This window comes from Corynebacterium sp. (assembly GCF_030535495.1).
Lineage (GTDB): Bacteria > Actinomycetota > Actinomycetes > Mycobacteriales > Mycobacteriaceae > Corynebacterium.
In genome coordinates this window covers 1-4719 of record NZ_JAUNRW010000044.1, presented here as the reverse complement: position 1 = coordinate 4719, position 4719 = coordinate 1, and the positions used below count along the sequence as shown (strand labels likewise).

General features: G+C 67.4%; 3 protein-coding genes and 2 pseudogenes. All 5 read right to left on the bottom strand.

Features of this window, described 5'->3' with window-relative positions; genetic code table 11:
* Positions 1 to 48 precede the first annotated feature (48 nt).
* Positions 49 to 2172: pseudogene (gene nagE, locus Q4F73_RS07060) on the bottom strand (N-acetylglucosamine-specific PTS transporter subunit IIBC).
* 14 nt (positions 2173 to 2186) lie between these two features.
* Positions 2187 to 3077: a PRD domain-containing protein gene (locus Q4F73_RS07055; protein WP_303358651.1), complete on the bottom strand. Its 891-nt coding sequence runs from the start codon at positions 3075 to 3077 to the stop codon at positions 2187 to 2189.
* A 220-nt stretch (positions 3078 to 3297) separates the two neighbouring features.
* A complete protein-coding gene (gene ispF, locus Q4F73_RS07050; RefSeq protein WP_303358650.1) occupies positions 3298 to 3771 on the bottom strand; it encodes a 2-C-methyl-D-erythritol 2,4-cyclodiphosphate synthase in 474 nt (157 codons plus the stop codon).
* Entirely contained in the window at positions 3768 to 4547 is a 780-nt protein-coding gene (gene ispD, locus Q4F73_RS07045; protein WP_303358649.1) for a 2-C-methyl-D-erythritol 4-phosphate cytidylyltransferase, read from the bottom strand. The genes ispF and ispD overlap by 4 nt, the downstream gene beginning before the upstream one ends.
* Positions 4510 to 4719 (bottom strand): annotated as a pseudogene (locus Q4F73_RS07040) (CarD family transcriptional regulator); the annotation flags it as partial. The gene ispD and the pseudogene Q4F73_RS07040, both read right to left, overlap by 38 nt.

Sequence of the window (4719 nt, the reverse complement as noted above, 5' to 3'; positions counted from 1 at the left end):
GACAAAGCCGCCCGGACCATCGGTCCGGGCGGCTTCTGCGTAGATGGGTCAGGCCAAGGTCACCACGGCGGTGACATCGCCTCCTGCCACCTCACCGGTGGACAGGCTGACGGAACTGACCTGCTTCTTGTTGCTCATCACCACGGGTGTGATCGGGTTCTTGCCCCGCTCCCGCAGGAAGGCGAGGTCCACCTCGATCACGGGCTGACCGGCGGTGACCTTCTCCCCCTGGGCGGCCAGGATGGTGAATCCCTCTCCCTTGAGTTCCACGGTGTCCAGCCCGATGTGGACCAGGACATCCAGGCCCTCATCTGTGGTCAGGGAGAACGCGTGGGCGGTCTTGAACACGGTCGCCAGGCGACCCGGAGCGGGGGCGCAGACGGTGAGCACGGTGGCGTCGTCACGCGGGATGACGGCGAAACCATCGCCGAGCATCCGGCCGGAGAACACCGGGTCCGGAACCTCGGTGACCGAGACCGCCTCCCCGGGGAAGGGGGCCTGCAGATCAACGGTGGAGGCTTTCTTGCCGAAGCCGAACATCTAGATCTCCTGCTCGCCCTGGAGGGTGGCGTCGGAGGTCTTGAGCTGGCGGGCGACCTCGTCGTAGACGAACTGGACGTTCGGGCCGATGACGACCTGGACGTTGTTCTGCGAGGGGCGGATGATTCCGGCGACGCCGGCGCGCTTGATCTCGGACTCGTTGACCGGGAGGTGATCCTTGGTGGTCACGCGGAGACGGGTGGCGCAGTAGTCGATGGAGTCGATGTTGTCCGGGCCACCGAGACCGGTGACGATCTGGCGGGCGACATCGGAGACCTCGGCGTCCTCGTCGAGCTGTGCACCGGCATCGGCCTCCTCTTCACCGCGGCCCGGGGAACGCAGGTTCAGGGCGCCGATGAGGAAGTAGAAGATGACGAAGTACAGGGCGAAGAAGACCAGGCCCATGACCAGCAGCATCCACCACTGGTTGGCCAGCGGGTTACGCGCGGAGAGGAACATGTCGACGAAACCGGCGGAGAAGCCGAAGCCGGCGGTCCATTCGAAGGCTGCGGCGATGGCCACCGAGATACCCGTCAGGGCGGCGTGGACCAGGTAGAGCAGCGGGGCGACGAACATGAAGGAGAACTCCAGCGGCTCGGTGACGCCGGTGAAGAAGGAGGCCAGGGCGCCGGCCAGCATGAGCGAGCCGATGGCCTTACGGCGCGGGGAGTCGGCGCGCAGGTACATGGCCAGTGCCGCACCCGGCAGACCGAACATCATGATCGGGAAGAAGCCGGCCTGGTAACGGCCGACGATGCCCTCGACCTCACACACGCCGTTGGCCCAGACACCGGGGCACTCAGCAGCGGAGGTGGCGGCGGCAGCGGCCTCGATGGTCTGGCCACCGCCGAGGAAGTTACCGATGTCGTTGATGCCGATGATGTCGAACCAGAAGATCGAGTTCAGGGCGTGGTGCAGACCGGTCGGGATGAGCAGTCGGTTGGCGAAGGCGTAGATACCGGCGCCGGCAGCGCCCATGCCCTGGATCCAGGTACCGAAGTCGAAGAGCACACCGTAGATGAACGGCCAGACGAAGTAGAAGATACCGGCCAGGACGATGGCGAAGATCGCGGTGAGGATCGGCACCAGGCGGCGACCGGAGAAGAAGGCCAGCGCATCCGGCAGCTTCGTGGCGTGGAAGCGGTTGTAGACCCAGGCGGCGAGGATACCGACGGCGATACCGAACAGGACGTTCTTCGGGCCGACGGCGGCCCAACCGTGGGAGGCCCACTCGACGGCGGCGTCGCCCTCCATGGCCTCGAGGTCAACACCCTGGTAGCCGGCGACGGCGTTCTCGTTGAGCAGGGCGGTCAGCGTGGTGAAGCCCAGCCAGCCCGACAGGGCGGCTGCGCCGTTGTGGTCCTTGGCCAGACCGAAGGCGATGGCGATGGCGAAGATGACGCCGAGGTTGTCCAGGACGGCGGCACCGGCGGAGATGAGGACGGCGGCCGGGATGTTCTCGGCTCCCCAACCCTCGGGGTCGATCCAGTAGCCGATACCCATGAGGATGGCGGCGACGGGCATGACGGCGACGGCACCCATGAGGGCGCGTCCCAGCTTCTGCAGCGACGTCATGGCGACGTTGCCGGCGGACTTCCGCTGCCGGGGAGGCGCGGCGGTGGAGGTGGACATGGTTGTTCCTACTTTCAGTTCGGACGTACCGTCTGCTGCCAGCCGTGGAGGAAGGTCGCCAGGAAGGCGGCCTCCCCCTCGGCGTGGGAGGGCAGGTCGGGGACGTCGATGATGCGGCAGAGAACCTGCCGGGCAAGATCGGATTCACGCGGCAGCTCGCGGTTGACCGAGCGTCGCAGAAGATTGGAGCGGAACAGACCGGCCTCGGCTCGCGCGTTGAGTCGATTGAGCTCGATGGCGAGTGTGCGGTCGGGGGTTCCGTCGAGGGCGGTGGTGGTGGCGCCCAGCCGCAGACACACCAGCCGGATCAGTCCGGCCAGGGCATTGGCGGTGGCCAGGGGTTGTTTCACCGTCACACCGAGACGGGCGGCGTTGAGGTGGAGGGCAATGTAGGCGGCCTCGTCGACCGGCAGGTCGATGTTCTCGACGTGGGAGTTGAGGTAGCCCACCACGAGCTCCGCGGCGCGGAATTCGAGGGGGAACGAGGCCCGGATCTCATTGACCAGGGAGTTGCGGATCGCCTCTCCCAGGCCGGCGCGCTGCACGGCGAAGGAGATGTGCTCGGCGAGGACGATATACACCGAGGGGTGCAGCTCGCCCAGCAGGTCAACAGCCAGATCGACGGCGGCGGAGATGGTCTCCATGACGTCGGCGTCAATGGCGTTGACGGAACGCAGGAACTGCACCTTGTCGGGGCTGAGCTCCATGTACTGGCGATCGACGGTGGTCGGCGAGACCTCGTCCCCCGGCTTGCGCTGGAAGCCGATTCCGCGGCCCACCATCACCAGTTCTTCCGTCTGGTCCTCCCCCTGGACCCCGCCGGGCATGCGTACGAGGACAGCGTTGTTGCTGAACACCCGGATGATCCGGGGTGCAGCGTCTCCAGTGGAGTTCGCTTCGACCATGACTGGCTCCTCGCACGTTGTCGGCGGGAGGGCACGCGCGCAGCCCCACTAAGGGGTGGCAGTGCCCGAAATCCAGTCATGCCTGATCAGGTCAGTAACACCCGGAGGGTTGGGACTTCTTCACTATATGTCTGATGTCCTACCAACTCCAAGGCTCTACCAAGCTTCTGGACATAAATGGTGTGAAACCCCCTCAATTCGGGGTTAGAAGTGGGGTGGCTCACACTTTCCAGACGACGGCGGTGGCCACGGCCGCCCGGCCTTCACTCCGACCGGTGAAACCCATGTGGTCCGTGGTGGTCGCGGAGATGGACACCGGAGCCCCGAGAATCTCCCCCAGCACCTCCTGCGCCTCCTCGCGGCGCGGGCCCATCTTCGGGGACTGGCCGACGAGCTGGGCGGCGGCGTTGCCGATGGCGAACCCGGCCGCCTCCACGGCCTCCTTCGCCTCGCGCAGCAGCTGGGCGCCGGACACCCCGTCGTATTCTGTGCGCCCCACCCCGACGAGCGTGCCGAGGTCACCGAGCTGGGCGGCGGACAGCAGGGCGTCGACCAGTGCGTGGGCGACGACATCGCCGTCGGAGTGGCCTTCACAGCCGTCCACCCCCTCGAAGAGCAGGCCGGCGATCCAGCAGGGCTTGCCCGCCTCGATCTGGTGGGCGTCGGTGGCGATTCCTACGCGGGGAGTGATCATGAGGGCACCTCGAAGATGGTCGGTTCGGCCTCGTCCGTGATGGTGCGGGCGAGGATCATGTCCATGGGCGTGGTCACCTTGAAGGCCATGGGGTCACCCTGCACGGTGACCACGGGCACGCCGTGCCACTCCATGAGGGAGGCATCGTCGGTGGCGGTGAATCCGGGATCAGAGGCGGCGGCGTAGGCCATATTGGCCTCCCGCAGCCCGGAGAGCAGGAATCCCTGCGGGGTCTGCACCGCGCGCAGGCCCGCCCGGTCCGGGGTCGACTCCACCACATCGCCGGTGACCTGCTTGATGGTGTCGGCCACCGGCACCACCGGGACCACCGCCGCAGCCCCTCCGAGCACCCGGCGTGCCACCCGCGCGATCATGCCGGGCGGGGTGAGCGCCCGGGCGGCGTCGTGAATGAGCACGACGGCCTCGTCGTCGTCGATGGTCTGCAGACCCGCCCACACGCTGTCGGCACGCTCCCCGCCGCCGTGGGCCAGGCGGACCTCGTCGCCGAGCAGGCCGGCGCGGGTGAGGACCTCGCGGGCGAACTCCTCCATGTCGGGGCTGACGAGGACAATGACCTCATCAACCACCCCGGAGGTGAGCATGGCGGTGACGGATCGCTCCACCAGGGTGCGGTCGCGCAGGCGGACGAAGGCCTTCGGCACGGCGGCACCCAGCCGGGTCCCCCGCCCGGCGGCGGCGATGAGGGCGATGACGCGCACTGGCTGTAACCCCCGGTGACTAGAGCTCGTCGTCCTCGTCGTCGAAGGTGAGGTCATCGAGGTCGACGTCGATGTCGCCGTCCTCCAGGTCACGGGTGTCCTCCGCGTCCGCCTCGACGTAGGCCTCGACCTTGACCATGAACTCGTCGGCCTTCTTCTCGTCGACGGTGTCGGCCAGGGCGAGCTCGCCGACGAGGATCTGGCGGGCCTTGGCCAGCATGCGCTTCTC

Excerpts from the sequence above, each read along its gene's own strand:
- ispD (WP_303358649.1), bottom strand. The coding sequence starts at position 4,547 with ATGACCTCACCTTCGACGACGAGGACGACGAGCTCTAGTCACCGGGGG.
- Q4F73_RS07055 (WP_303358651.1), bottom strand. The coding sequence starts at position 3,077 with ATGGTCGAAGCGAACTCCACTGGAGACGCTGCACCCCGGATCATCCGG.
- ispF (WP_303358650.1), bottom strand. The coding sequence starts at position 3,771 with ATGATCACTCCCCGCGTAGGAATCGCCACCGACGCCCACCAGATCGAG.